Here is a 5634-nt window from a genome sequence, read left to right on the forward strand (position 1 = left end):
ATTCAAGGAAGTAGAAGGTATCCACAGCCGTACTAACTTCGACTTGAGCCAGCACGAAAAATATTCAGGCAAGAGCATCAAGTACTTCGACCCTGAAATCAATGAAAGCTACACTCCGTACGTTATCGAAACATCTATCGGTGTAGACCGTATGTTCCTCAGCATCATGAGTGCATCATACTGCGAAGAAAAACTTGAAAACGGCGAAACTCGTGTAGTTCTGAAATTGCCTGCAGCTTTGGCTCCTGTTAAACTTGCCATCATGCCTTTGGTTAAGAAAGACGGTCTGCCTGAAAAAGCACGCGAAATCATGAACGACCTTAAGTTCCACTTCAACTGCCAGTATGATGAAAAAGACAGTATCGGTAAGCGTTACCGTCGTCAGGATGCAATCGGTACTCCATACTGTATCACAATCGACCATCAGACATTGGAAGACAACTGTGTAACATTGCGTAACCGTGATACAATGCAGCAGGAGCGTGTCGCTATTTCTGAACTTAATAATATCATCGCTGACAAAGTAAGTATCACAAGCTTGTTGAAAGCTATACAATAATTTATGCTTATGAATAATAGAATTACATGGCTCGTAGTTATACTTTCTGCATTGACTGTCGGATTTTCCTCTTGCGCTAAAGATACAGAGGTAGCCGATCCGTATGCCAACTGGAAAGAAAGGAACGAGCAATTTCTGGATTCAATAGCAGAAGTAGCGGCAAATCCACCGGCTGGTGAAGTTTGGGATAAATATTCAAACTATAAGATAGATTTTGGCACATCTAATAATCCTTCAATGTTGCCTTATCAATATAAGGTATATGACTATGTATATGTGAAGTATGCTTCTGAAGCGGATATCCTTGATCCTGCTATTGAAGAGAATAGAATATACTATTCAGATACAGTTTCCGTGGCATATCAGGGCTTTCTTATAAATGATGTCCGTTTCGACGGAAACTATTACGGAACCTTTGATAAGGAAGTCAATGACAATTTCACTAAATTCGGTGTAAGTAAAGTTGTTGTAGGATGGACCACTGCATTGATGAATATGAAACCCGATATGAACGACGTAGCTACCGTATATATTCCTTACCGGATGGGATACGGAGAGAACGGAAGTGGTAGTACCATCAAGGGATATTCCACATTGATATTTAAACTATACATAGATAAGGTTATACATCCGGATGTAGACCAATAATTATACTTGGAATATAACCGACAATGAATAGAAAAGCATCCACAATGGTTATCACTGTTCTGGATGCTTTTTTGTTATAAGCAGAAAATAATAAGTTTGTTAGTTTTTAAGTTTATAAGTTAGTTGGTGTGAACTTAAAACTTACAAACTTAAAGACTGATAAACTTAAAAACTTACACTTATGCCTTTAAATTTACCAGATAAACTTCCTGCAATAGACTTACTTAAGGAAGAAAACATATTCGTTATAGACAGTTCGAGGGCTACATCGCAGGACATCCGTCCGCTTAAGATTGTCATCCTTAATCTTATGCCCCTGAAGATAACTACAGAAACAGACCTTATACGTCTTCTGTCGAACTCCCCTCTGCAGATAGAAGTGAACTTCATGAAAATAAAGAGCCATACCTCGAAGAATACCCCGATAGAACACATGAAAGCTTTCTACCGCGATTTCGACGATATGCGCGACGAAAAGTTCGACGGTATGATTATCACCGGAGCGCCGGTTGAGCATCTCGATTTCGAGGATGTCAACTATTGGGACGAGATTCAGGAGATATTCAACTGGACACGTACCCACGTAACCTCTACTTTCTATATCTGTTGGGCAGCTCAGGCCGGACTTTATCATCATTATGGAGTACCTAAATATGCTCTCGACAAGAAGATGTTCGGTATCTTCGAGCATCATATCTGCGACGGATTCAGCCAGTTGCCGATATTCCGCGGATTCGACGATGAATTCTTCGTTCCTCACAGCCGTCATACAGAGGTGCGCCGTGAAGATATAGAGAAATGTCCGGAACTGTCAATCATTTCAGAGTCAGAAGATTCCGGAGTACATATAGTGATGGCGCGTGGCGGACGTGAATTCTACGTGACAGGCCATTCGGAATACTCTCCGCTTACACTCGACGGAGAATATCGCCGCGACTTGGGTAAAGGTCTGCCTATCGATATGCCTAAGAACTATTATCGCGACAATGACCCAGACAAGGGACCGGTAGTGAGATGGCGCAGCACTGCAAACCTGCTGTTCTCCAACTGGCTCAACTACTATGTATATCAGGAAACTCCATACGATATTAATCAGATTAAGTAATGATAAAACAACGTCCTATAGAACTTCTTGCTCCTGCCAAGAACCTTGAATGCGGTATAGAGGCTGTCAATCATGGCGCTGATGCAGTCTATATCGGTGCGCCACGTTTCGGCGCGCGTGCCGCTGCAGGCAATTCCATAGAAGACATCAAGGCTTTGGTGGAGCATGCACATCTGTATAACGCACGCATATACGTCACTGTAAATACCATTCTGCACGATGAGGAACTGCCGGAAACGGAGAAAATGATATGGGAACTCTATCGTGCCGGTGTCGATGCCCTGATTATACAGGATATGGGTATCACTCGCCTTAACCTTCCGCCTATAGCCCTTCACGCCAGCACACAGATGGACAACCGTACGCCGGAGAAGGTGAAGTTCCTTTCGGATATAGGTTTCCGTCAGGTGGTTCTTGCACGCGAGCTCTCACTCGATGAGATTAGGAAGATACACGATACCTGCCCCGAAACACTTCTCGAGGTGTTCATACACGGTGCCTTGTGCGTAAGCTTCAGCGGACAGTGCTACGTCAGCCAGGCTTGCTACGGACGAAGTGCCAACCGTGGCGAATGTGCCCAGTTCTGCCGTCTGGCTTTCGACCTGGTTGATTCCAACGGAAAGACAATAGAGCAGAACAAGCATCTGCTCTCGCTCAAGGATATGAACCAGAGCGACAATCTTGAGGCATTGCTCGATGCCGGAGCCACATCATTGAAGATAGAAGGCCGGTTGAAAGATGTATCGTATGTGAAAAATGTCACTGCATACTATCGTCAGAAACTTGATGCAATATTCAAATACCGTAAGGAGTACGTCAGAGCATCGTCCGGCACGGTGAAAACTACATTCACTCCGCAACTTGACAAGAGTTTCAGCCGCGGATTTACCGATTATTTCCTCCGCGGACGAAATCCGGGAATATTCTCATTCAGTACCCCTAAGTCGTTAGGCGAGGAGGTAGGTACGGTTAAGGAAATCAGGGGAAACTACTTTACCGTAGCAGGAGTGAAATCGTTCAGTAACGGCGACGGACTTTGCTATATCGACGATAACGGCCGTCTGCAGGGATTCAGGGTGAACCGTGTGGAGAACAACAAGCTATTTCCGCAGGATATGCCAAGACTGAAACCCAAGACACGACTTTACCGTAACTTCGACCAGGAGTTTGAGAAACTTATGCAGAAGAAGTCGGCAGAAAGAAAGATGGCGGTCGATATCTGTCTGACTGAAAACAATTTCGGATTCACATTAAGCCTTACAGATGAGGACGACAACAGCGTATCTCTCACACTGCAGTGTGCGAAAGAACCTGCACGCACACCGCAGACTGACAATCTGAGAAATCAGTTGGGCAAGCTCGGTAACACCCCGTTTGAGGCAAAGGATATAAAGATAGATTTGTCCGATAACTGGTTCATCCCTTCATCAGAACTGTCGGAACTCAGACGTAATGCTGTGGAGAAACTGCTTGAAGTTCGCAGAATAAACTATCGCAGGGAAGTGTTCCGCATGAAGGAAACGAAGAGCAAGTTCCCTGTAAGCACCTTGACATATCTCGGCAATGTGATGAACAGCTCTGCTGCCGAATTCTACAAGAACCACGGAGTGCTGAAAGTAATGCCGGCATTCGAGAAGGAACAGCCTAAGGATGCCGTTCTGATGTTCTGCAAGCATTGCATCCGCTACAGTATGGGCTGGTGTCCGGTACATCACAAGGTACGTTCTCCGTTCCGCGAGCCATATTATCTTGTAAGTTCCGATGGCAGACGCTTCCGCCTGGAGTTTGACTGCAAGCAGTGTCAGATGAAGGTTCTTGCAGACAATTCAGCTCAGTAGTCCTAAGTTTCTTTTGTCAGATTCCCCCATTAAAAGGAAAATAAGCCTATGTTTTTTGGTGCCGACTATAGTCAGCAGCATTGCCCACTATGGTCGGCAGCTCTGCCCACTATAGTCGGCAGCATTGCCGACCATCGTCAGCACCAAAAAATGTATGGTCAATTCAGACTTGATTCTTGAATATTACTTCTCATCCAACAGTCTGGAAGGAATATTCTTCTTCGGAGTAATACCGAGTTCCTTAAGCATTTCCGCCTGGCGGATGAGATTTCCCTTTCCTTCCGACAGCTGCGAGCGTGCATTGCCGTATGCCGTATTTGCAGTGTTTATCGCATCCCCAATCTTCTCGAATGTTTCCGCAAATCCCGCCATCTTCTCATAAAGTGCAGTTCCGCGTTTTACTATCTCCTGAATGTTCTTTTCCTGATACTCCCGTTTCCAAAGGTCAAGAGCCAGTCTGAGAGCTGCAATCAGGTTGGTAGGACTCATAAGCACCACCTTTTTCTGATAAGCATAATTCCACAGATTGTTGTCTGTCTGGAGTGCAAGCACGTAAGCCGGTTCGTTAGGGATGAACATCATTACAAAGTCCAGTGCCGACACGTTGTATTTTGAATAGTCTTTCTTGCTAAGTTCGTCTATATGAGCCTTTACAGAACGCAAATGCTCTTTCAGGTATTGTTCTTTTTCTGCCTTATCGTCAGTTCCTGTATATCCGGCATATGCCGTTAGCGACACTTTGGAATCGATTATTACATGACGGTTGTCAGGATAGACCACCATAACGTCCGGCTGAAGTCGCTGTCCCTGTTCGTTTTTCAGATATTCTCCGTTCTCGTCTTTCAGAAACTCCTGGCGGAAATACTCCTCACCTTCGCGCAGACCCGAGTTCTCAAGTATGCTTTCCAGTATCATCTCACCCCAGTTTCCCTGCATCTTTGAGTCACCTTTCAGGGCTTTTGTCAGGTTATTGGCATCGTCGCTTATCTGTTTGTTCAGCAGGACGAGTTCCTTTATTCTGTCTTCGAGCGAGAAACGCTGTTTCGATTCCTTCTCATATACCTCTGCCACTTGGTGCTTGAATTCGTTCAGATTGTCGCCGAAAGGCTTAAGCAGACTGCTGAGGCTTTCAGTGCTCAGCTTGTTGAAGGTCTCTGTCTTCTGCTGGAAAATCTTGTTGGCGATGTTTTCAAACTCCAGATTGAACTGCTTGTGCATCGCTGCAATCTCTTCTTTCTGGCTTTCCAGTTTCTCGGCCATATTGCGGTTCTCTGCCTTCAGTGATGCTGAAACAGTGTATGCCTCGTTCAATAGACGTGCGCTTTCGTCAAGTTTATCTTGTAGTTTCTGTATGTCTTTTTTCAGACTTTCAGCCTGCTGTACCGCTTTTATCTGTTCGTTTTTCAACAGCTCGGCTGAGTGTTCCTGCTGCATGTTCAGTTGTGATTGCAGTATGCCTGTTTTCCTTGCCGCTATCATATATC

Annotated in this window: 5 protein-coding genes; 4 read left to right on the plus strand and 1 reads right to left on the minus strand. The window is 44.9% G+C overall.

Features of this window, described 5'->3' with window-relative positions; all coding sequences use genetic code 11:
- The 4 genes from QZ379_RS11875 to QZ379_RS11890 form a co-directional block, all read left to right on the plus strand.
- On the plus strand, positions 1 to 559 hold a 559-nt coding region (locus QZ379_RS11875; protein WP_291565008.1), incomplete at its 5' end, for a His/Gly/Thr/Pro-type tRNA ligase C-terminal domain-containing protein.
- A gap of 9 nt (positions 560 to 568) precedes the next feature.
- Positions 569 to 1207, plus strand: a complete 639-nt coding sequence (locus tag QZ379_RS11880; RefSeq protein ID WP_291565010.1) for an FKBP-type peptidyl-prolyl cis-trans isomerase — start codon at positions 569 to 571, stop codon at positions 1205 to 1207.
- Between the two features lie 181 nt (positions 1208 to 1388).
- Entirely contained in the window at positions 1389 to 2312 is a 924-nt protein-coding gene (metA, locus tag QZ379_RS11885) for a homoserine O-succinyltransferase (protein WP_204392945.1), read from the plus strand.
- Positions 2312 to 4150, plus strand: a complete 1839-nt coding sequence (locus tag QZ379_RS11890) for a U32 family peptidase (protein ID WP_291565016.1) — start codon at positions 2312 to 2314, stop codon at positions 4148 to 4150. Before metA ends, QZ379_RS11890 begins: the two co-directional genes overlap by 1 nt.
- 183 nt (positions 4151 to 4333) lie before the next feature.
- On the opposite strand, the gene QZ379_RS11895 is transcribed toward QZ379_RS11890, so the two are convergent.
- Positions 4334 to 5634: DNA recombination protein RmuC (locus tag QZ379_RS11895; RefSeq protein ID WP_291565019.1), on the minus strand; the 1301-nt coding region annotated here is incomplete at its 5' end.

This window comes from Bacteroides sp. (assembly GCF_019417265.1).
In the GTDB taxonomy this organism is placed as follows: Bacteria; Bacteroidota; Bacteroidia; order Bacteroidales; family Bacteroidaceae; genus Phocaeicola.

Bases quoted from the DNA above. Each gene is read 5' to 3' on its own strand.
- QZ379_RS11880 (WP_291565010.1), top strand. From the start codon at position 569: ATGAATAATAGAATTACATGGCTCGTAGTTATACTTTCTGCATTGACT.
- metA (WP_204392945.1), top strand. From the start codon at position 1,389: ATGCCTTTAAATTTACCAGATAAACTTCCTGCAATAGACTTACTTAAG.
- QZ379_RS11890 (WP_291565016.1), top strand. From the start codon at position 2,312: ATGATAAAACAACGTCCTATAGAACTTCTTGCTCCTGCCAAGAACCTT.